Annotated in this window: 21 protein-coding genes; 13 read left to right on the plus strand and 8 right to left on the minus strand. The window is 66.1% G+C overall.

What is annotated here, in order from left to right:
* Positions 1-816 carry a 3-methyl-2-oxobutanoate hydroxymethyltransferase gene (gene panB / locus RJ527_05825; GenBank protein ID WND77260.1) on the minus strand — a complete coding sequence of 272 codons (816 nt, stop codon included), beginning with the start codon at positions 814-816 and terminating at the stop codon, positions 1-3.
* A 113-nt stretch (positions 817-929) separates the two neighbouring features.
* Between panB and ggt the strand changes: the two genes are divergently transcribed.
* The gene (gene ggt, locus RJ527_05830; GenBank protein WND77261.1) at positions 930-2,912 is read left to right on the plus strand and encodes a gamma-glutamyltransferase; all 1,983 of its coding nucleotides are present in this window, start codon (positions 930-932) and stop codon (positions 2,910-2,912) included.
* A 3-nt stretch (positions 2,913-2,915) separates the two neighbouring features.
* On the opposite strand, the gene RJ527_05835 is transcribed toward ggt, so the two are convergent.
* The 4 genes from RJ527_05835 to RJ527_05850 all read right to left on the minus strand — a co-directional run bounded on the left by RJ527_05835 (position 2,916) and on the right by RJ527_05850 (position 7,425).
* Positions 2,916-3,704, minus strand: a complete 789-nt coding sequence (locus RJ527_05835) for a methyltransferase domain-containing protein (protein WND77262.1) — start codon at positions 3,702-3,704, stop codon at positions 2,916-2,918.
* Positions 3,705-3,794: 90 nt separating this feature from the next.
* Complete coding sequence (locus RJ527_05840; GenBank protein ID WND77263.1) at positions 3,795-5,198, minus strand: HAMP domain-containing sensor histidine kinase; 1,404 nt, start codon at positions 5,196-5,198, stop codon at positions 3,795-3,797.
* Positions 5,199-5,218: 20 nt separating this feature from the next.
* On the minus strand, positions 5,219-6,655 hold the full coding sequence (locus RJ527_05845; GenBank protein ID WND77264.1) for an FAD-dependent oxidoreductase: 1,437 nt from the start codon (positions 6,653-6,655) through the stop codon (positions 5,219-5,221).
* A complete protein-coding gene (locus tag RJ527_05850) occupies positions 6,652-7,425 on the minus strand; it encodes a VTT domain-containing protein (protein ID WND77265.1) in 774 nt (257 codons plus the stop codon). Before RJ527_05850 ends, RJ527_05845 begins: the two co-directional genes overlap by 4 nt.
* A gap of 240 nt (positions 7,426-7,665) precedes the next feature.
* Here RJ527_05850 and rpmH point away from each other — a divergent pair, with 240 nt between their 5' ends.
* The 6 genes from rpmH (at position 7,666) to argB (ending at position 12,037) form a co-directional block, all read left to right on the plus strand.
* On the plus strand, positions 7,666-7,800 hold the full coding sequence (rpmH, locus tag RJ527_05855) for a 50S ribosomal protein L34 (protein WND77266.1): 135 nt from the start codon (positions 7,666-7,668) through the stop codon (positions 7,798-7,800).
* 39 nt (positions 7,801-7,839) lie between these two features.
* Positions 7,840-8,265: a ribonuclease P protein component gene (rnpA, locus tag RJ527_05860; GenBank protein ID WND77267.1), complete on the plus strand. Its 426-nt coding sequence runs from the start codon at positions 7,840-7,842 to the stop codon at positions 8,263-8,265.
* Positions 8,266-8,269: 4 nt separating this feature from the next.
* Complete coding sequence (gene yidD / locus RJ527_05865; protein WND78024.1) at positions 8,270-8,581, plus strand: membrane protein insertion efficiency factor YidD; 312 nt, start codon at positions 8,270-8,272, stop codon at positions 8,579-8,581.
* Between the two features lie 5 nt (positions 8,582-8,586).
* Positions 8,587-10,359 (plus strand): membrane protein insertase YidC, encoded by a 1,773-nt coding sequence (yidC, locus tag RJ527_05870; protein ID WND77268.1) that lies wholly within the window; start codon positions 8,587-8,589, stop codon positions 10,357-10,359.
* 61 nt (positions 10,360-10,420) lie between these two features.
* A complete protein-coding gene (gene yihA / locus RJ527_05875) occupies positions 10,421-11,077 on the plus strand; it encodes a ribosome biogenesis GTP-binding protein YihA/YsxC (GenBank protein ID WND78025.1) in 657 nt (218 codons plus the stop codon).
* 51 nt (positions 11,078-11,128) lie between these two features.
* A complete protein-coding gene (argB, locus tag RJ527_05880) occupies positions 11,129-12,037 on the plus strand; it encodes an acetylglutamate kinase (protein ID WND77269.1) in 909 nt (302 codons plus the stop codon).
* Positions 12,038-12,052: 15 nt separating this feature from the next.
* Here argB and RJ527_05885 read toward each other — a convergent pair whose 3' ends face one another.
* Positions 12,053-13,348, minus strand: coding sequence for a DUF2336 domain-containing protein (locus RJ527_05885; GenBank protein WND77270.1), 1,296 nt, complete (start codon positions 13,346-13,348; stop codon positions 12,053-12,055).
* Positions 13,349-13,491: 143 nt separating this feature from the next.
* Here RJ527_05885 and RJ527_05890 point away from each other — a divergent pair, with 143 nt between their 5' ends.
* The 3 genes from RJ527_05890 to dapE all read left to right on the plus strand — a co-directional run bounded on the left by RJ527_05890 (position 13,492) and on the right by dapE (position 16,304).
* On the plus strand, positions 13,492-14,220 hold the full coding sequence (locus RJ527_05890) for a pyrimidine 5'-nucleotidase (GenBank protein ID WND77271.1): 729 nt from the start codon (positions 13,492-13,494) through the stop codon (positions 14,218-14,220).
* Between the two features lie 88 nt (positions 14,221-14,308).
* A complete protein-coding gene (dapD, locus tag RJ527_05895) occupies positions 14,309-15,133 on the plus strand; it encodes a 2,3,4,5-tetrahydropyridine-2,6-dicarboxylate N-succinyltransferase (protein WND77272.1) in 825 nt (274 codons plus the stop codon).
* 7 nt (positions 15,134-15,140) lie between these two features.
* On the plus strand, positions 15,141-16,304 hold the full coding sequence (gene dapE / locus RJ527_05900; protein ID WND77273.1) for a succinyl-diaminopimelate desuccinylase: 1,164 nt from the start codon (positions 15,141-15,143) through the stop codon (positions 16,302-16,304).
* 13 nt (positions 16,305-16,317) lie between these two features.
* Here the strand turns inward: dapE and RJ527_05905 are convergent, their stop codons facing one another.
* Positions 16,318-16,647 (minus strand): hypothetical protein, encoded by a 330-nt coding sequence (locus tag RJ527_05905; protein WND77274.1) that lies wholly within the window; start codon positions 16,645-16,647, stop codon positions 16,318-16,320.
* Positions 16,648-16,706: 59 nt separating this feature from the next.
* Positions 16,707-17,444: a tRNA pseudouridine(38-40) synthase TruA gene (gene truA / locus RJ527_05910; GenBank protein ID WND77275.1), complete on the minus strand. Its 738-nt coding sequence runs from the start codon at positions 17,442-17,444 to the stop codon at positions 16,707-16,709.
* A gap of 140 nt (positions 17,445-17,584) precedes the next feature.
* Here truA and RJ527_05915 point away from each other — a divergent pair, with 140 nt between their 5' ends.
* From RJ527_05915 to RJ527_05925, 3 genes are read left to right on the plus strand one after another with little or no spacing between them, the layout of a single operon-like run.
* Positions 17,585-18,682 (plus strand): hypothetical protein, encoded by a 1,098-nt coding sequence (locus RJ527_05915; GenBank protein ID WND77276.1) that lies wholly within the window; start codon positions 17,585-17,587, stop codon positions 18,680-18,682.
* 21 nt (positions 18,683-18,703) lie between these two features.
* Positions 18,704-19,771, plus strand: coding sequence for a hypothetical protein (locus tag RJ527_05920; protein WND77277.1), 1,068 nt, complete (start codon positions 18,704-18,706; stop codon positions 19,769-19,771).
* A 34-nt stretch (positions 19,772-19,805) separates the two neighbouring features.
* Complete coding sequence (locus RJ527_05925; protein ID WND77278.1) at positions 19,806-21,230, plus strand: cytochrome ubiquinol oxidase subunit I; 1,425 nt, start codon at positions 19,806-19,808, stop codon at positions 21,228-21,230.
* The last annotated feature ends 1 nt before the right edge of the window (position 21,231 follow it).

A 21,231-nucleotide genomic window follows, 5' to 3' on the forward strand; every position in this document is an offset into this window, starting at 1 on the left:
CTACTTCTTTTCGACCCCGAAGCAGTGTTCCAGGCCCGGGAAGGCGCCCGTGCGGACGTCCTGGGCGTATTCCTTGACCGCCTGTTCGATGGCGTCGCCCAGCTTGGCGTATTTCCGCACGAACTTGGGCGTGAAGTCGGCGAACAGGCCCAGCATGTCCTCGGTCACCAAAATCTGCCCGTCGCAGGCGGGCGACGCGCCGATGCCGATGGTCGGGATCGACACTTTTTCCGTCAGCTCCCGCGCCACGGGCTCGACCGTGCCTTCGACGACCATGGCGAAGGCACCGGCGGCGTCGATCGCCAGGGCGTCGGCGATGACCTTCTTGGCGCCCTCGTCGTCGCGGCCCTGAATCTTGAACGCCCCCCGGTGTTCGGCCTTTTGCGGCAGCAGGCCGACATGGCCCAGTACCGGCACGCCAGAGGCGACGATGGCGGCCACGGTCTCGGCCATTTCCACGCCGCCTTCGAGCTTCACCGCCTGGGCCTCGGTCTCGTCGATCACGCGCTTGGCCGAGGCGACGGCCTGCGCCGTGGAATCCTCGTAGGTGCCCTGGGGCAGGTCGACGACGACCAGGGCCTGTTTCGCCCCCCGCGTCACGGCGCGGCCGTGGGCGCACATGATTTCGATGGTCACGCCGCGCGTGGTTTCCAGGCCGTAAACGACCATGGCGAGGGAATCCCCCACCAGCAGAAAATCGCAATGCGGGTCCAGAAACTTGGCCATGGGTTGGGTATAGGCGGTCAGCGACACGATGGGGGTCGCGCCCTTGGCCACTTTGCGGGACTTGATATCTTCGACGGTGATGCGCGCCATGCCTGCCTCGGCAAGGTTGTTTTGGAAGGAGCGCGGGACTTTACCAGACCGGGGCAGCCGGTCAAATAGCGGCGATGGACCGCCCGGCGCCCTTGGGTTACATGTAGGACGCCATGTCCCGTTTTCCCCGCTTTTCCGCGTTTTCCCTGATGTTCCTGTTGGCCGGCTGCGTTGCCGCGCCGCCGACGGCGCCCGACCCGGCCCGGCCGTGGATCGGCCAGGTCTACCGCAATCATGCCGTTTCGGTCAGCCATCCGCTGGCCGCCCGGGCGGCGCTGGACATGCTTAACGAGGGCGGCGGGGCCGTCGATGCGGCGATCGCCGCGCAGATGGTCATGACCCTGGTCGAACCGCAGTCGTCGGGCATCGGCGGCGGCGGATTCCTGGTCCGCTTCGACGGCAAGACGAACAGCATCGAAACCTACGACGGGCGGGAAACCGCCCCGGCCTCGGCCCGGGAAGACATGTTCCTCGACGCCCGCGGCGCCCCCATCCCCTACCGCGACGCGATCCTGGGCGGCCGCGCCGTGGGCGTGCCCGGCGTCGTCCGCATGCTGGAAATGGCCCACAAGGAGCACGGCCGTCTGCCCTGGGCGCGGCTGTTCCAGCCGGCGGTCCGCCTGGCGCGGGACGGTTTTCCCATCTCCGAGCGTCTGGCCCGCCAGATCGCGGGCGACCGGCATCTGCGCAAGGTGCCGGCGGCCAAGGCCTATTTCTTCGACGGCGACACGCCTAAGCCCGCCGGCGCGATCCTGAAAAACCCGGACCTGGCCGACACCCTGGAACGGATCGCGGCAAAGGGCGCCGACGCCTTCTATTCCGGCGATCTTGCCCGCGCCATCGCCGACGCCGTGACCAACGCCCCCGTTCATCCCGCCGCGATGACGGTGGCCGACATATCGGCCTACCAGGCCAAGAAACGTCCCGCCGTCTGCGCCCGATACCACGATTACAACGTCTGCGGCATGGGGCCGCCGTCGTCCGGCGGGCTGGCCGTGGCGCAAACCCTGGGTCTGCTCGGCCATTTCCCCCTCGCCGCCACGGGGCCGGACAGCGCCCGGGCCCTGCACCTGATCGCCGAGGCCGAACGCCTGGCCTTCGCCGACCGCGCCGGCTATGTCGGTGACAGCGATGTCGTGCCGGTACCGATCAAGGGCATGGTCGATCGGGACTATCTCGCCGAACGGGCCAAGCTGATCGACCCCGGGAAGGCCATGGACGGGCTGGTCGATCCGGGTCATCCGCCGGGGGCCCAGGCGGCCTATCGGGGCCCGGACGATCCGCTCAAAGGCCTGTCGACGGCGCATATGAGCATCGTCGACCGCTTCGGGAACGCGGTGTCCTTCACCACCACCGTGGAAAGCGCCTTCGGCGCGCGCCTGATGGTCCGGGGCTTCCTTCTCAATAACCAACTGACGGATTTTTCCTTCCGCCCGGAATGGCGGGGCAGGCCCGCGCCCAACCGGGTCGCCCCCGGCAAACGGCCGCGGTCCTCGATGTCGCCGACCATCGTGCTGAACCGGGACGGCCGCTTCGAAATGGCCGTGGGCTCGCCCGGCGGGTCGCGCATCATCGGCTATACGGCGCGGGCCGTGTTGGGCGTGCTGGCCTGGAATCTGGACATGCAGGGGGCCGTGGACCTGCCCCATGTCATGAACCGGGGCGGCGCGACGGAGGTCGAAGAAGAACTGATTCCGGCCGTCGCCGACCTGAAGGCCATGGGCCATCAGGTCGAGGTCGGGCGCATGATCAGCGGCTTGCAGGGCATTCTGCGCACCCGGGACGGCCTGACCGGCGGGGCCGACCGGCGGCGCGAGGGCGTGGTCCTGGGCGACGCGGGGGATCAGGGACAGGTGCCCTTCCCCGCCCCCCGGACCTATGCCTGCGCCGACGGATCGCGCCCCGGGCTTGCCTGGGCGGGCGATTTCCTGCGCTGGACGGAATCCGGCCAGGATCCGCGCATCCTGGCCCGCGTGATGTCTGGATCGGGGGCGCGCTATTCGGACGGCGGGGCGGAGGCCTGGGAACACCGGGGCGAAGTTCGCCTGACCCTGCCCGGCGGCGCGGCCCGCAGCTGCCGCAAGGCCGCCCCCTGATCTTTATTTCGTCGCGACGATGAACAGCCGGCGGAAATGGAACAGGGTCTTGCCGTCGGCGCGCTTGGGATAGGCGGCCCGCATGGCCTTCGAGTAGACGTCGAAGAATGCCGCGTTCTCGTCCGGGTCGGGGAGCGCGTCGAGCAGCGGTTTGAGGGCCGATCCCTTGGTCCATTCGGCGACGGGGTTGTCGCCCTCCATGACCTGGGCATAGACCGTTTCCCAGATGTCCAGGCTGCCCGCGTGGGGGGCGAGATAGTCGTAATAGACGTCCGGATCATGCACGGGAAACTCGCGCAGCACCGGCTCCAGCCTGTCCCGCCAGGGGCCGTCCTCGACGATCTGGCGCATGCCCATGTGCGAGGGGGCGGCGTGGTTGTGGGGCATCTGCACGGCCAGCACCCCGCCCGGCGCCAGCAGGCCCATCAGGCGCGGGAACAGGGCCGCGTGATTGTCGATCCATTGCAGGGCGGCGTTGGAAAAGATCAGGTCCGCCGGGGCGTCCGGCGTCCAGGTCGCGGCGTCGGCATGCTGCCAGTCGCCGTCCGGATGTTCGGCGCGCGCCTTGGCCAGCATTTCCTCGGATGAATCGACGCCGACATGACGCGCGTTCGGCCAGCGGCCCTTGAGGAACGGCGTGACGTTGCCGGGCCCGCAGCCCAGGTCGTGGACCACGGCGGGGGCGTCCAGCGCGATGCGGTTGAGAAGGTCCAGGGCCGGGCGCATGCGGTGGCCCGCGAATTTCAGGTACTGGCCGGGATTCCAGGTGGGTTGCTTGTTGGGTGCGGACATGTCGGCAAATCCTTGAATGCGAATAACCAGATTGCGATGTCAGCCCCCGGCGGCGACATTAGAGGGGCGCCGCGCACGGCGCAACGGCGATCACGCCGGTTTCAGGCGCAGGCGGAACACCGTACCCTCGGCACCCGTGCGGGCCAGTTGGATCTCGCCCCCGTGGGCATGGACGACCTCGCGGGCGATGACCAGGCCCAAGCCCGTGCCGCCCTCCCGCGCCGATCCGGCGAAGGGCTGGAACAGATGGGCGGTCGCCTGTGCCGGCATGCCGGGGCCGTCGTCGGTGACCTCGACGATCAGGTCGTCCCCTTCCTCGAAGGCGGCGATGTGCAGGCGCGACGCGCCGGCCTCGCGGGCGTTGCGCCCCAGGTTTTCGAACACACGGAGCATCTGCGCCGCGTCGGCCATGAGGCATATATAGTCCGGCACCTCGTTCCGCCATTGGAAGGGCGGCCCGCCGCCGTCGGGCTGTTCCTGGGTCAGGGTTTCGCCCGCCATGTGCACGATCTCGGTCAGGCGGTTTCGCTTGGCGTTCAGGGTCGGCATGGTCGCCGAGGCGTAATCCAGGGTCTGGCCGCACAGGTTCACGGCCCGGTCCATGGCGCGGAACATGCGCGGCACCAGGCGCTGCACGTCGGGGTCGTCGCTGACCGCCAGGCGGTCGCCGATCAGCATGGCCGTGGCCAGCGAATTGCGCAGGTCGTGGTTCACCTTGGTCACCGCCGCCCCCAGCATGGCCAGGCGGTCCTTCTGGCGCAGCGCCATGCGCAGCTCCTGCTGCATGACCGCCAGCTCGCGCTGAGCGATGCCGATTTCATCCGGGCGGTCCGACGGCTTGAAGACCCGGGTTTCGTCCTCGGGTGCGCGGCGGAAGCTTTCCATGCCCGCCGTGATGCGCCGCATGGGACGCACGAACATCAGCATCAGGCTGACGTAAAGCAGCCCCGCCGTGAACAGCGAGATCGCCAGCGACAGTTGAAAGATGCGCTGCGAGAAGGCCAGCATTTCGTCGCGCATGGGCGCTTCGTCGATATAAATTTCGACCTGCACGCCGGGCCGTTTGGGCGTTTCGCCGATGATGCGGAGAATGCGGTTCTCGGTCTGCGCCAGGGTCACGAAGGCGTCTTCGATCCAGCCGGGGAAACCGCTCATGCGCAGGTCGTAGACCGCGTCGACGCGGGGCGGCATCTCGCCGCCGGCGATCAGGATGCGCTGATCATGTTGGCGCAGGGCGATGGCGTAGGTGTCCGTGGTCTTCAAAAGCGTGCGGCCCAGTTTATCGTCGGCGGCCTGTTCCGGCATGTTTTCGATGGCGAGCGTCGCCAAATGCGCGCGCACGATGCGTTCCTCAAGGTAGTTTTTGCGGAAGCGCGCGACGGACGGCGTGTAGATGAACAGCTCGGCCAGCATGACGAACGCCACCGTCAGCACGAGAAGACGCGCGGACAGACTCTGGTGGGCACGGGGCAGATGCGGGGTCAGATCGGACATAAGTGAGGTTAAGCGGCCAATCAGCCCAGCTTCAAGAGGAACCGGACAATGGCCCGGGTGCGGTCGGTGAACAGCTTGGGCGTGAAGTAGCTGCCGGCGGCGCGTTTCGAGACCTCGCCCAGGGTCGGATAGGGGGCGATGACGGTCGCCAGGTCGCCCACCTTCATGCCCTTGGCGAGGGCCAGCCCCCAAAGCTGAATGTGTTCCCCCGCTTGGCGTCCGGCGATGCCGCAGCCGAGAATCTTACCCTTGGGCGTGACGATGGCCTTGACCAGGCCTTCGGTCTCGCGCTCCGCCTGGGCGCGGTCGTTGTCGTGAAAGGGCCAGCGCAGAACGTTGAATTCAACCCCCGCCTCCCGCGCCTTCTTTTCCGTGAGGCCGACCTGGGCCAATTCCGGCGCGGTATAGGTCACCCAGGGCACGGCCGAATGGTCGGCCTTGGCGGGGATGCGGAACAGGGCGTTCTTGATCACCACGCCCGCGTGGTAGCCCGCGACATGGGTGAACTGCAGCCCACCCGCGACGTCGCCGATGGCGAACACCTTCTTGTTGCTGCTGCGCAGGCGGCGGTCGACGGTGATGCCCTTGGGCGTGTAGTCGATCCCGGCCTTTTCCAGGTCCAGGCCCGCGACGTTGGCCCGCCGCCCGGCGGCGACCAGAAGGTGGCTGCCCGCGATGCGCCGGGTTTCTCCACCCTCTTCGATGCTCACGGCGATGCCCGCGGCGGTCTTTTCCACGCCCGCGATCTTAATGCCTTCGCGGATATCGATGCCCCCGGAAATAAGCGACCGGCGCACCACGTCGACCAGTTCCCCGTCATCGTTGGCCATGATGGAAAACATTTCCAGCAGCGTGACCGTGCAGCCCAATTGGGCGTGGGCCTGGGCCATTTCGACGCCGATGGGCCCGCCGCCGATGACGATCAGGTGGTCGGGCAGGGTGTCCCGGTCGAACACGCTTTCGTTGGTCAGGAACGGCACCCCGTCCAGGCCCGGAATGGGCGGCACGGCGGCCGACGACCCCGTGGCGACGACGAAGCGCTTGGCGCGGATTTCCGTTGCCCCCGCCTGCACGCGGTCCGGTCCGGTGAAGCGCCCGTGTTCGCGGATCACGGTCACGCCCAGGCCTTCGAAGCGTTCCTGGGAATCCATGGGCCGGATGGCGTCGATCACGCCTTCGACATGGCCGTAGACGGCCTTGCCGTCGATCCCGTCGAGGGTCGCCCGGACGCCGAAGCGTCCGGCGCCGCGCACGGCCTGGGCCGCATGGCCGGCGGCCAGCAGGGCCTTGGACGGCACGCAGCCGTAATTCAGGCAGTCGCCGCCCATTTCGCCCTTTTCGATCAGCACGACCCGCGCCCCCATCTGCGACGCCCCGGCGGCGACGGACAGGCCGCCCGACCCGCCGCCGATGACGCAGATGTCGGTGTCGATGCGGGCCGGCGGCGTGCCGTTCATGACCTGTCCTCGCGGCGTTCCTTGATCCGGCGCAGGAACACGGGGATCAGGGCCAGCACGGCGAGGCCCAAAAGCGGGCCCATGATGTGCGGTTCGAACACGATGGTCAGATCCGGCGTGCCGCCCCGGTCGAGCACGGCGCCGAGGCCGCTGCCGACGCTGGAAAACACCACCGTCGCCGGCGCGATGCCCAGGACCGTCGCGACCACGAAGGCCGTCGCGCCCACGTTGAGAAAGGCCGGCACCAGATTGACCAGCCAGAACGGGAACACCGGCACCAGGCGCAGGAACATCAGGTAGGAAAAGGCGTTCTTGCGGAAGCCGTCCTCCATGCGCCGCACGAAGGGCCCGGCCTTCTTATAAAGAAGGTCGCCGATGGCGTAGCGCGCGGCAAGGAACACGATCAACGAGCCCAGGGTCGCCGCGACGACGACGATCGCCGCCCCGGCCGCCGTGCCGAACACGAAACCGGCCAGCAGGGTCATCCAGATGGCGCCCGGGATCGACAGCGCGACCACCACCGTATAGGCGGCGCCGAACAACAGCGCCGTCAACGCCTGATGGGCCGCGTAATAGTCGAGCACGGCCGTGCGGTGGGTCTTGAGGGCGTCGAGCGACACATATGTGTGCAGATCGAACGCGAAGAACAACACGGTCGCCAGGACCAGGACCAGGACGGGGACCAGCCGTTTCACGGAAAAGCGCCCGGATTTAGGGCCGTCGGCCGAGGCGGCGGCGGGCTGTCCGTCGTGATCGAGCGCCTTGCGCATGTCCGTAACCTTGTTCTTGAATGGAGGCCGCGAACGGCGGCGGCATCCCGGTTTCTATCCCCTGGGCGCCAAAAGGCACAAGCGAATGCGCCTCACGCCAGGGTCAATTGACCGTGAACGCCAAGTGATGGCCCCGGATATCCGGGCTTTTTTCGGCAATACGGGCAATCTGCCCAGGCCCGTTGACTTCATGGAACCAAGGCCTTAAAAAGCGCACTCATTTTTCTAAGGAGACGTCGCGTGAAACGCACCTATCAGCCGAGCAGGCTTATTCGCAAGCGCCGCCACGGTTTCCGTAGCCGCATGGCGACCCCGGGCGGCCGGCGTGTGCTGGCGGCGCGGCGTGCCAAGGGCCGCAAGCGCCTGTCCGCTTAACAGCGCCTGTTCCCGCAAGCCGGTCGGAAGCGAGCCGCCATGTCACCCACGGTGCCGAGGCTGAAACGCCGCGCCGACTTTCTCAAGGTGGCGCGGAAAGGACATAAGTGGGCGGCACCCGGGTTGGTGCTGCAGGCCTTCGACCGCACCGCCTTCGGCAACGGAAACGCGGACGCCGCCGGCACGGAATTCCGGGCCGGGTTCACGGTGACCCGCAAGGTCGGCAACGCCGTCGTGCGCAATCGCGCGCGCCGGCGCCTGAAGGCCGCCGCCGAACAGGTCTTGCCCGATTGCGCCAAAGCGGGGCATGACTACGTCCTGATCGGGCGTCAGGGCACCCTGGACCGGGCCTTTCCGGCGCTGATCGGCGACCTGCGCACGGCCCTGGAACGGGTCGGCACGCGCAAGAACGGGGGCGGAAACGGCCGCAACGGCCGGGATCGCCGGGGGAAAGCGGAGATTTGAGATGATGGCGCCGACGATTGCCGCCCTTCCGGCCCGCCTCGCCCGCGCCCTGATCCGGGGCTATCAGCTTTTCCTGTCGCCCCTGGCGCCGGCTTCCTGCCGCTTCTATCCGACCTGTTCCGAATACGCGCGGGACGCCTTCGCGGCCCACGGCTTCGTCCGCGGGCTTGGCCTTTCCGTCCGGCGCATCCTGCGCTGCAATCCCTGGAACCGGGGCGGCGTCGATCCGGTGCCGCCCGCCTGTCCGGGCCACGGCGATGGGCCTCATGCCCACGCCGATCACCCCAATTCTCTTCCCCAACCGCACGGGTCCTGAAACAAATGATCGAAAACAAAAACCTGATCCTGGCCGTGGTCCTTTCGGTGGCCGTCCTGTTGGGCTTTGAGCTGTATTTCAAGAACACCGCCCCGCCGCCGCAGGTCGCCGAGACCGCCGCGACCGCGCAGCCGGGCCAAACCCCCGCGCCGGCCGCGGGCCAGGCCCCCGGCACGCCGGGCGACGGCCTTGCCGTGCCGCCCCAGGCCCCAGGCGCCCCCGCCAAGGCGCCCGGGATGGCGCCGCAGGCGAGCCGCGCCCAGGTTCTGGCCGCCACGCCCCGCGTCGCCATCGAGACGCCGCGCCTGAAAGGCTCGATCACGCTGAAGGGCGGGCGCATCGACGACCTGACCCTGGCCGACTTTTTCGAGACCCTGGACAAGAACAGCAAGCCGATCACGCTGTTGAACCCGCGCGGCGTCAGCAACGCCTATTTCGCGGAGTTCGGCTGGATCGCGGCCGCCGCCAAGGACGGCGGGAAGGCCGCCAAGGTGCCCGACGCGGACACGGTATGGACGGCGTCCTCCCGCACCCTGACCCCGGATGCGCCGGTTACCCTGACCTGGGACAACGGCCAGGGCCTGGTATTCTCGCGCACCTACGAAATCGACAAGAACTTCATGTTCAAGATCACCCAGGCCGTCGCCAACAAGGGCACGGGTGCTGTGGAACTGTTTCCCTACGGCCTGGTGTCGCGCCAGGGCACGCCGGAAACCTCGGGCTTCTATATCCTGCACGAGGGCCTGCTCGGCGTGAACGGCGGCGAGTTGACGGAAGTCGACTACGACGACCTTCAGGAAAAGAAGCTGGAAAGCAGCACCGGCACGGGCGGCTGGATCGGCATCACCGACAAATACTGGCTGACGGCCCTGGTCCCCAACAAGGACGCCGAGGTCACCAAGCGCTACGTCTACCGCAAGGCCGGCGTCGTCGATACCTATCAGGTCGACTTCCTGGGAACCGGCGTGACGATCGCGCCGGGCGCCACCAACAGCGCGGAAAACCGGCTGTTCGCCGGCGCCAAGCAGGTCAAGATCCTCGACGGCTACGAGGAAAGCCTGGGCATCGAACGCTTCGATCTGGCGATCGACTGGGGCTGGTTCTACTTCCTGACGCGGCCGATCTTCTACGGCCTGCTGTGGCTGGAAGTGCATGTCGGCAACCTCGGCCTCGCCATCCTGCTGCTGACCGTGGGTCTCAAGCTCGCCTTCTTCCCGCTTGCCAACAAGTCCTACGAGAGCATGAGCAAGATGAAGAAGCTGCAGCCGGAGATGGTCAAGCTGCGCGAACGTTACGGCGACGACAAGGTCAAGCTGAACGAGGAAATGATGGCGCTGTACAAGCGCGAGGGCACCAACCCCGCGTCGGGCTGCCTGCCGATCCTGTTGCAGATTCCCGTGTTCTTCGCGCTGTACAAGGTACTGTTCGTGACCATCGAAATGCGCCACGCGCCGTTCTACGGCTGGATTCAGGACCTTTCGGCGCCCGACCCCACGAACCTCTTCACCCTGTTCGGCGCCATCGCCTGGACCCCGCCCGACGTTCTGCACCTTGGCGTGTGGCCGCTGCTGATGGGCATTTCCATGTTCCTGCAACAGAAGCTGAACCCGCAGCCGACGGACCCGACCCAGGCCAAGATCATGATGTTCCTGCCCGTCGTGTTCACCTTCCTGCTGGCCAAGTTCCCGGCCGGTCTGGTGATCTACTGGACCTGGAACAACCTGCTGTCCATCGCCCAGCAATGGGTCATCATGCGCAAGATGGGCGTCAAGGCCTGATCGCCGTCACCAGCACAAGGAGCACCGATCCATGACAGAGCCGGGAGACATCACGCCCGGCATGGATTCCGGGGCCGAGGCCGACGCGACCCTGTTGGAGAACGGGCGGCTTCTGTTCGCCAAGGAAGCGACGTTTCTTCTGGGCGCCGCCAGCCTGGCCCAGGTGCCGGACAGCCCGCTGCCGGAAATCGCCTTCGCCGGGCGCTCCAACGTCGGCAAATCGTCGCTGATCAACGCCCTGACCGGACGCAAGGACTTGGCCCGCACGTCGAACACGCCGGGCCGCACGCAACAGATCAACTTCTTCGATCTCGGCAAGCGCCTGATGCTGGCCGACCTGCCCGGCTACGGCTATGCCAAGGCGCCCAAGGGCGAGGTCAAGAACTGGACCAAGCTGGTCAATTCCTATCTCAAGGGCCGCCAGGAACTGCGCCGCACCTGCGTGCTGATCGACGCGCGGCACGGGCTGAAGGCGACCGACCGCGAGGTCATGGCCATGCTCGACGCCGCCGCCCAGGTCTATCAGATCGTCCTGACCAAGTGCGACAAGGTGAAGGCCGACGATCTCGACCAACTGGTCGAGCGCATCGGCAAGGAAACCGCCAAGCACACGGCCGCCCATCCGGTGATCATGCGGACCAGTTCCTTCAAAAGCCGGGGCATCGAAGAACTGCGCGCCGAGCTGGCGGCGCTGGCATTGCCGGCCGAAGCGGTCTAAACCGTTACGGACGCTTCAAATACTTCGGATAATGCATTAGGTTCCAGCCCCATGACCGACAAGAAACGCTCCATCGCCGAAAAGTGGCTGACCCAGGCCAACGTGCTGTCCGAGGCGCTGCCCTACATGCGCCGCTATTCGGGACAGACCGTGGTCATCAAGTACGGCGGCCACGCCATGGGCGACGAGGAGATGGCCGACCTGTTCGCGCGCGACGTGGTGCTGCTGCGCCAGTGCGGCAGCAACCCGGTCGTGGTCCACGGCGGCGGGCCGCAGATCGGCGCCATGCTGCAGCGCCTGGCCATCGAGAGCAAATTCGTGGACGGCCTGCGGGTGACCGACGAGGACACGGTGAAGGTCGTCGAAATGGTCCTGGCCGGGTCCATCAACAAGGAAATCGTCCAGCGCATCAACGCCGCCGGCGGCATGGCCGTGGGCCTGTGCGGCAAGGACGGCAACCTGATTCAGGCCGACAAGCTGCGCCGCACCAAGAAGGACCCGGAATCCAACATCGAGCGGATCTTGGATCTGGGTCTGGTCGGCGAGCCCCGGGAAATCAACCCCCACGTGCTGGAAGCCTTCGAGGAATCGGACATCACCCCGGTGATCGCGCCGATCGGCGTGGGCCCCAAGGGCGAGACCCTGAACATCAACGCCGACACGGCGGCGGGCGCCATCGCGGGCGCCACCCACGCCAAACGCCTGATCATGCTGACCGACGTGTCGGGCGTGCTCGACGGCAACGGCAACCTGATCCCCGAACTGAAGGTGTCCGACGCGCGCAAGGCAATCGCCGACGGCACCATTTCCGGCGGCATGATCCCCAAGGTCGAAACCTGCATCGAGGCCGTGGAAAGCGGCGTCGGCGGCGCCGTCATCTCCGACGGCCGGGTCGCGCACGCGGTGCTGGTCGAACTGTTCACGGAACACGGCGCCGGCACGATCATCCTGCCGGACTAGGTGCTCCGCCGCGCGTCACGCCATGTCGCGCAGGAATTCCAGCTGCCAGGACATTTCCGCTTCCGACAGGCCGTAGGCGGCCTTTGACGACGGGCGGATGATCTCGACCGGGGCGACGTTGCCGAGGCCCTGTTGCAGATCGACCGCCAGCTTGGGCGAACAGCCCGCCTCCCACACCAGGGCGACGATGCCCTTGGCCGAATTGGTGGCGAAGGCCTTGACCACCGCCGCCATCTTGGTGTCGGACAGCACGGCCAGCGCCGCCATGGCCATGTTGCGGTCCTTGCGCCCGATGGCGTCGTAGATCACGCCTTCGGTCAGCTGGCCCTTCTTGTTCATGTCGCGCGCCAGTTCCAGCGCCTCGTCGCGGGTCAGGCGGTCCGGTTCCGGCTCCAGCGCGCCGTTGCCGCTTGCGCCGCCCCCGGCACCGCCGTCACCGGCCAATGCCTCCGGCGGCGGCCCGTCCCCGGCGGCCAGCCGCGCCATGACCACGGCGCGCACCTGTTCGGCCAGTTCCGGCGACAGGTCCTTGCGCGCCATCAGGGTATCCAGCAGGCTGTCGGCGACGTATTCGGCCAGCCGCTTGGCCGCCTTGTCGGACAGGCCGGGCCGCGCGACGAGCGGTTCGTGCAGTTCGGGATGGCCTTCCGCGCGGTCGGCGATCTTGTCCAGGGTGCCTTCGGAAATATGCGCGCCCGGATTCTTCAAAAGCTCCGCCGTCGCTTCGATATCGCCGGTCTCGACGATGGCGTCGGACACCGCCTCGGAAACCTCCCGGCGCCGGGCCACGGCCTTGAGCCGGGCCGTGTTGGCGCCCTCGGCGATGATCGTGGCCAGGTCCTTGTCGGTCAGCACGGGCGAGAATTCGATCACCGGGTTGGCGACCATGGCGTCGGTGTCGCGGGCCAACTGGCGGATCACCGCCGGCGGGGCCGAGGTCATTTCCTTCAGCGTCTCGGCCAGCAGGTGGCGCACGCGCAGCGCCTGATCGCGCGACATGTCCTCCAGCGTGTCCGTCGCCCATTTACGGACCTTGGTCTTCTGCTTGTCGGTCAGCTCCGGCATCATCTGGGAAATCTTCTGGCCCAGGGTGGCGCGGACCTCGGGGTCGGCGTCCTTGGCCAACAGGCTGTCGGCCTGCATGGGCGTGGCCGTGTTGGCGGCCAGCGCCTTGCGCACGTCCGGATCGCCGTCCTTGGCCATGTAATAAAGAATTTCGGGCTTGGTGGTCATGGAGGCGGCCAGACGCCGGCGCTCTTCCAGCTTGCCGTTCTTGGCCAGGTCCGCTTCCTTGCCGTATTGGGTGGTCACTTAGGCTGTCTCCTCCTCGGGCCCGCGTCGGGCGGCCGGGGGAATATTACCCGACCAACGCCGATAGCCAAGCGGCCAACGTCACACCCCCTGCCGTGAAAAGACCATTGCGCGCCGGGGCCGCCGATATCCTATAAAGGGCCATGACCGAAGACCAAACCCCGACCGTCCCGCCGGCGGCGTCAAAACCACGCCTCGACAGCATGGCTGATGCCGACTGCTGGGTGTTCGACCTGGACAACACGCTCTATCCCGCGTCCTGCCGCCTGTTCGATCAGGTCGACTGGAACATCACGCGCTATGTCGCCGGGTTGTTCGACCTGCCGCTGGAACAGGCGCGGGCCTTGCAGAAATCCTATTTCCGCGAACACGGCACCACCATGCGCGGCCTGATGACCCTGCACGGCGTCGACCCCGTGGCCTTCATGGACGCCGTGCACGACATCGACCTCGATCCGGTCGCCCCGTCGCCGCGCCTGGACGCGGCGCTGGAGAAGCTTCCGGGGCGCAAGATCATCTTCACCAACGGCGACGTGCCCCATGCGGAGCGGGTCATGGACAAACTGGGCGTGCGCCATCATTTCGAGGCCGTGTTCGACATCGTCGCCTCCGACTTCGATCCCAAGCCCGCCCCTCATGTCTACGTCAAGATGACGGAAGTCCACGGCATCGACCCGGCCCGCGCGGTGATGGTCGAGGACATGGCCCGCAACCTGGCCCCCGCCTTCGCCCTGGGCATGACCACCGTCTGGGTGCGGCCAGTTGGCACCTCCGGCGTGACCTGGGCCAACGACGGCGCCGACGGCGGCCATATCCACCATGTGGTGGACGATCTGGTCGACTGGCTGGAAGGCGTCGCCGCGGAGGCATAACGCCCCGCCCGCCTTGACTTGATCTGTCCCCTGTTTCATCTTCCGGGGCCCTTTCCACCAAGATCACTCAGCAAACCGGGATTTCGCCATGACCACAGACCTGCAAGCCGCCATCGAGGCCGCCTGGGACGGCCGCGACGCCGTCACCCCCCAGACCCAGGGCGCCACCCGCGACGCCATCGAGGCGGCGCTGGACCTTCTGGACAAGGGTCAGGCCCGCGTCGCCGAGAAAACCGGCGGCGAATGGACCGTGCATCAGTGGCTGAAGAAAGCCGTGCTGCTGTCGTTCCGCCTCAACGACATGGCGCCGATTTCCGGCGGCCCCGGCGGGTCGACCTGGTGGGACAAGGTGCCGTCCAAGTTCGAGGGCATGTCGGCCGACGATTTCAAGGCCGCCGGCTTCCGCGCCGTGCCGAACTGCATCGTGCGGCGCTCCGCCTATATCGCGCCGGGCGTGGTGCTGATGCCGAGCTTCGTCAACCTGGGCGCCTATGTCGACGAAGGCACCATGGTCGATACCTGGGCCACGGTCGGCTCCTGCGCCCAGATCGGCAAGCATTGCCATATCTCCGGCGGTGCCGGGATCGGCGGCGTGCTGGAGCCCCTGCAGGCCGGCCCCGTGATCATCGAGGACAACTGCTTCGTCGGCGCCCGTTCGGAAGTGGTCGAGGGCGTTGTCGTCGGCGAAGGCTCGGTCATTTCCATGGGCGTGTTCATCGGCCAGTCGACCAAGATCGTCGAGCGCGAGACGGGCAAGGTGCACTACGGCCGCGTGCCGCCCTATTCCGTGGTCGTGCCGGGGTCGCTGCCGGGCAAGGAAGGCCAGCCGTCGCTGTACTGCGCGGTGATCCTGAAGACCGTGGACGAGAAGACCCGCTCCAAGACCTCCATCAACGAGCTGCTGCGCGACTGACACCGCCATGTCCTCGACCGACGTCATCGAACTGTCCGAAGCCCTGATCCGCTGCCCCTCCGTCACGCCGGCGGAGGGCGGGGCGCTCGACCTGCTGCAAACGCGGCTGGAAGCCCTGGGCTTCACCTGCCATCGCCTGCCCTTCACCCAGGACGGCACGCCGGACGTGGACAACCTGTATGCGCGCATCGGCACGGACGCGCCCAACTTCTGCTTCGCCGGGCACACGGACGTGGTGCCGCCGGGCGACGCGGCCGGCTGGGCGTCCGATCCGTTCAAACCGGAAATCCGCGATGGGCGGCTCTACGGGCGGGGGGCGTCGGACATGAAGTGTGCGATCGCCGCCATGGTCGCGGGCACGGACGCGTTCCTGAAATCGAACGGATATCCCCAGGGATCGATCTCGTTCCTCATCACCGGCGACGAGGAAGGCCCTTCCGTCAACGGCACCAAAAAGGTTTTGGGCTGGCTGGCCGAGCGCGGCGAGAAGATCGACGCCTGCCTGGTCGGCGAGCCGACCAACGTGAAAACCCTGGGCGACATGGTGAAGATCGGCCGGCGCGGCTCCCTCAACTGCACGATCACGGTGACCGGGACGCAGGGCCATGTCGCCTATCCGCACCTGGCCGACAATCCCGTGCCCAAGCTGTTGAAGATGCTGTCGGCGCTGAACGACGAGCCGCTCGATCACGGCAATGATCATTTCCCGGCGACCAACCTGGAGATCACCACCGTCGACGTCGGCAACGCGACGACCAACCTGATCCCGGCCCAGGCGTCGGCGCGCATCAACATCCGCTTCAACGACATGCATTCGGGCGCCAGCCTGACGAAACTGATCGAGGACCGCTGCGCCGCCGTCATGGCGGGGGAAACCAAGGGGTCCTACGACCTCGACATCTCCGTGTCCGGGGAATCGTTCCTGACCCCGCCGGGACAGCTGAGCGGCGTGGTCGCGGGGGCGGTCCAGGCCGTGACCGGCCAGGACCCGGAGCTGAGCACCACGGGCGGCACGTCCGACGCCCGGTTCATCAAGGACCACTGCCCGGTCGTCGAGTTCGGCCTGATCAACGAGACGGCGCACAAGATGAACGAGAACGCCCTGGTCACGGAAGTCCGCGATCTGGCCCGCATCTATCAAGAGGTTCTGAAGCGGTTTTTCGCCCAATAGGGCGGACTGGCCGTCAGCCGAGCCCGAAGAACGCCGCGACCGCCCCCAGGCCCAGCAGCGCCAGCAGCGTCGGCGAGGTCATCAGCCCGATCACCGACAGCACCAGCCCGGCGAAACCCCAGGCCCCCTGCCCGGCGATTATCGCCGCCACGGAAAAGGCCAGCCCCATGGGCACGAACACGATGCCCCAGGCGAAAATGGCGAACACCCCGCAGATCACGGCGAGATAGCCGATCACCGGCTGATCCTTCAGAGCGGGCTCCTGGGCTGCCGGACCGGCGTTTTGCGCGCCCTCAGCGCCGTCTTCCGACGCCTTCAGGGACAGGGGAATTTGCTTTTCCATGCCGTTAATATAGCCCGATCCGCCGCCCCGCACCATGGGGCCGGCACATAGGCGCCCCGTCAATAGCCCACATCCGTCAGGTACAGGCCGTCCGGCGGCGCCGTCGGCCCGCCGGCGGCGCGGTCGCGGGCGTCGAGCGCCGATTGCAGGTCCTTGGCCGTCCACCGTCCCTCGCCCACCCATTTCAGGCTGCCGACCATGTTGCGCACCTGATGGTGCAGGAACGAGCGGGCATGGGCGCGGAAATGGATTTCCTCGCCGGCCAGGGTCACGTCGAGGGCATCCAGGGTCTTGACCGGCGAATTGGCCTGGCAATGGGTGGCGCGGAAACTGGTGAAATCGTGATGGCCGATCAGCACCCGGGCCGCCGCCGCCATGGCGCCGGCGTCGAGCGGCACCGGCACCCACCACACCATCCCCCGGTCCAGGGCCGGCGGCGAACGGCGGTTGAGGACACGGTAGAGATAACTTCTGGAAACGGCGGAAAATCGGGCGTGGAAATCCTCGTCGACGGGCGCGGCCGCGACAACGCTGACCGCGTGGGCCTTGAGATGAAAGTTGAGCGCGTTGCGCACCGTATCGGCGGGCCAGTCCTTTTCCAGGTCGACATGGCCGACCTGGCCCAGGGCATGGACGCCCGCGTCCGTGCGCCCGGCGGCGAAGACCTGGGCCCGTTCCCCGGTGAAGGCGTAAACGGCGTCCTCCACGGCTTCCTGCACGCCGAGGCCATTGTCCTGGCGTTGCCAGCCGACGAAACCGCGTCCGTCGTATTCAAGTTTCAGCCGATACCGCGCCATGATTCCCGCCCCGCCCCGCCGAACCGGCAGGGGCTATTGGCTCCACCGGATGAAATGATGCTATAAAAGTTGTTTAAAATAGGTATTTTAACGGACAATAGAAGTCAAAGGCCGAACCGGCTGAACCTGGGCGAACATCCATGACCGACGCCGCGACAGATCAAGACGTTCCCGATCCCGCCCAGCCGACGGGCGTGCCGTCGGTGCAGCGTGACGAGGACCGCGACGCGCTGCACATTCTGCCGCTGTCGATCCTGCCGTTCCAGACGCCGTCGCTGCACCGCGCGCGGCTGATCAAGAACGCGCGCCTCAACAGCGTGGTCGAACTGTTCAAGGGCCAGGGCATCGGGTCCGGCCAGATGGACGTCGAGGAACTGGCCAAGGATTACGGCTGGTCGGGCAAGGGCCGCAAGCGCCACCCGGATCTGGTGATGCTGCGCAAGCTCGCCCCCCTGCCCAGCTACGACGTCTATTCGCTGCGCATGCTGTTCCGTCAGGAAGGGATCGAGGTCAACGCGATCGAGGACCTGAAGCTGTCGGACAGCAAGGTCAGCGAACTGACATCCTACATGACCCAGTTCACGCGCCCGCTGATCCAGGAAATCTACGGCAAGGACGACCTGAACATTCAGACCTTCGACGACATGGTCAAACTGTTCGAAAGCCCCGACGTGGAAATGGTGCGCAAGAAACTGGACCAAATGGCACAGAAATTGCGTATCAAGGTTCGTGACGTGCCCAAGTTTCTGGAGGATTACGGCGACGTGTTTCTGTCGCTGTCTTATTTCCGCCAGTGCCTGGACGCGTTGGAACCGATTATCGACGAGTTTATGAATTCCATGGACGAGATCCGCGACAATTTCCAGCTCAAGACCAACGTCAACATGATGAACACCTGCGACCAGATCGAGGGTGCGATCAACGAGTTGATGGCCGCGATCTCGGGCCGTTTCGAAACGTTCGACCGTTACACCAACGGCATGTGGGAAGACCTGACCGCCGACCGCTTCAAGACGGTCAAGAAATTCGTCGAGGAATACCACACCACCATCGGCGGCTGCCTGTGCGCATTGACCGTCAAAATGAACGCCTTCGCCGTGCGTTTTCCGTCGCCGACCGTGGGCGGACCCATCAAGCGCGGCGAATTCATCATGTCCGAGATGAAACAAGGGATCGAGAAGGTGCGCGAAATTCAAGCCAACGCGCCCAAGGTCGAAACCGTCGAGTGGGCCAAGTAGGCGTCCGGTGAGGATCAGGCATTGAGCCAGGATAAAAAATTTACCTTCGGCGATCTCAATCTCGAACAGGATATCGACGACGAAGACCGGGATTCGCTGCATACCCTGCCCTTGGTGATGATGCCGATCAAGACGGCCCCCCTGCGCCGCGCGCGCCTGATCAAGAACGCGCGCTTCGAAAGCATGGTGGAAATCTTCGCGGACAAGGACACCGGCTCGGGCCAGGTGGATATCGACGGCCTGCCGGCGGAATTCGGGTGGAGTGACGGCTTTCGCAATCCGGACATGATCCTGATGAAGAAGCTGGGCGACCTGCCCAGCTACGACGTCTATTCCCTGCGCATCTCGCTGCGCGACCTGGGCATCGAGGTCAACAATGTCGAATACCTCAAGCTGTCGGAAAGCAAGACGGCCGAACTGAACGAATACATGCGTGAGTTCACGGGCCCCCTGATCTCGCAGATCTACGGCGGCGACGACCTCGACGTGAAAAATTTCCAGGACGTGGTCAAGCTGTTCCGCTCGCCGGACAAGAAAAAGGCGCTCGAGAAGCTGCGGTTGATGGCGCAGAAACTGAACATCAAGATCGAGGACCTGCCCAAGTTTCTTGAGGATTATGCCGACATCTTCATGTCGCTCAGCTACTACAAGCAGATCCTCGACGACATCGAGCCGACGCTGACCGAATTCCTCGATACCATGGACCTGCTGCGGGATAACTTCGCCATGAAGAACAACCCGTCGCTGATGCAGACCATGGACATGATGACGACCACCATCAACGAACTGATGGCCGCCATCACCGGGCGGTTCGAAAACTTCGACCGCGGCACCAAGCACATGTGGGACAACATCTCGGCCGAACGCTTCCGCCGGGTCGAAGCCGTGATCCGCGGCTATCACACCACCATCGGCGGCGTGCTCTGCGCCCTTTCGGTCAAGATGGACGCCTGGTCCAATCTGTTTCCCAACATGGAAGTCGGCGGCCCCGGCCGGCGCGCCGATTTCATCATGACGGAAATGAAGCAGGGCATGGACCGCATCCAGACGATCGAGGATTCGGCCCCCATGCTGGCTGCGCTGGAGTAAGGACCAGCCGGCGCGACGACGAAAGGATGCGGGGATGCCTGATCTTACCGACCCTCTGATCCTCGCCCGCATTCAGTTCGCCTTTACCGTCTCCGCGCATATCGTCTTTCCCGCCTTCTCCATCGGGTTGGCCAGTTTCCTCGCCGTGCTGGAGGGACTGTGGCTGTGGACCCGCGATGACAGCTACCTCAAGGTCTTCAAGTACTGGAAGGTGATCTTCGCCGTAACCTTCGGCATGGGCGTCGTGTCGGGTATCGTCATGAGCTACCAGTTCGGCACCAACTGGAGCGTGTTTTCCGACAAGACCGGCCCGGTTCTGGGCCCGCTGATGGGCTACGAAGTCTTGTCCGCATTCTTTCTTGAGGCCGGCTTCCTCGGCATCATGCTGTTCGGTTTCGACAAGGTCGGCCCCCGGCTGCATTTCTTCGCGACCCTGATGGTCGCCGTGGGCACCTTGTTTTCGGCGTTCTGGATTCTGTCCGCGAATTCATGGATGCACACGCCCGCCGGCTATGGCGTCAATGACGTCGGACAGTTCATCCCCGCCGACTGGTGGGCAGTGGTGTTCAACCCGTCCTTCCCCTACCGCCTGGTGCATATGGTGTTGGCCGCCTATCTGACGACCGCCTTCGCGGTCGGCGGGGTGGGTGCGTGGCACCTGTTGCGCGACGCCAACGACCGGGGTGCCAAGATCATGTTTTCCATGGCCATGTGGATGGCCCTGGCGGTTGCCCCCCTGCAAATCGTCGCAGGCGACTTCCACGGCCTGAACACCCTGGAACACCAGCCGGCCAAGGTCGCCGCCATGGAAGGCCATTACGAAACCCGCCGGGGTGCTCCCCTGATCTTGTTCGGCCTGCCCGACGACGACGCCGAGGAAACGCGGTTCGCCGTCGAGATTCCCAAGCTGGGGTCTCTGATCCTGACCCACGACTGGGACGGCGAGATCAAGGGCCTGAAGGCTTGGCCGAAGGACGAGCGCCCCCGCGCCGAAATCATTTTCTGGACCTTCCGGGTCATGGTCGGTATCGGCCTCGCGATGGCCGCCATCGGATTGTGGAGCGGCTGGTGCCGCCTGCGGGGATCCCTGTTCACGGCCCGCCTGCTGCATTGGGCGGCGCTGGCCATGGCGCCGTCCGGCTTCCTCGCCGTGATCGCCGGATGGGTGACCACGGAGGCCGGCCGCCAGCCCTGGACCGTCTACGGCCTGCTGCGCACGGCCGATTCCGTCTCTCCCATCGGCGCGGCCGCCGTGGGGGCGTCGCTCATCGCCTTCATCGCCGTCTATTTCGCCGTGTTCGGGGCCGGGGCGTTCTACATCCTGCGGCTCATGTCCAAGGCGCCGGATGCCGGGATCGACGACGACATCGGGCCGACCCGCGCCGCCGGGATCACGCCCGCCGCCGCCGTGCGCGCGGCCCGCGATCTGATCCGCCAAACCAAGGAAGGAGAGGACTAGG

It is taken from the genome of Thalassospiraceae bacterium LMO-SO8 (assembly GCA_031655335.1).
GTDB lineage: Bacteria > Pseudomonadota > Alphaproteobacteria > Rhodospirillales > Casp-alpha2 > UBA1479.